Below are 220 nucleotides of genomic sequence, written 5' to 3'. Positions count from 1 at the left end.
CTCGAAATCGTTCCCAGGTTCAACCTGGGAATCAGATGCGCGAGGTTGCTCGAAATCGTTCCCAGGTTCAACCTGGGAATCAGATGCGCGAGGTTGCTCGAAATCGTTCCCAGGTTCAACCTGGGAACGAGATCCGCGAGGTTCGAAATCGTTCCCAGGTTCAACCTGGGAATCAGATGCGCGAGGTTGCTCGAAATCGTTCCCAGGTTCAACCTGGGAA

1 protein-coding gene is annotated in these 220 nt (G+C 54.1%); it reads right to left on the bottom strand.

The window, feature by feature from the left end; genetic code table 11:
* Positions 1-220 (bottom strand): hypothetical protein (locus MiSe_RS50580; RefSeq protein ID WP_226595172.1); only part of this gene is annotated, 220 nt, incomplete at both ends.

This window comes from Microseira wollei NIES-4236, from assembly GCF_020521235.1.
Taxonomy (GTDB): Bacteria; Cyanobacteriota; Cyanobacteriia; order Cyanobacteriales; family Aerosakkonemataceae; genus Microseira; species Microseira wollei.
Note: the sequence above shows the minus strand (reverse complement) of the source record. Positions and strands in the feature narration are given on the sequence as shown.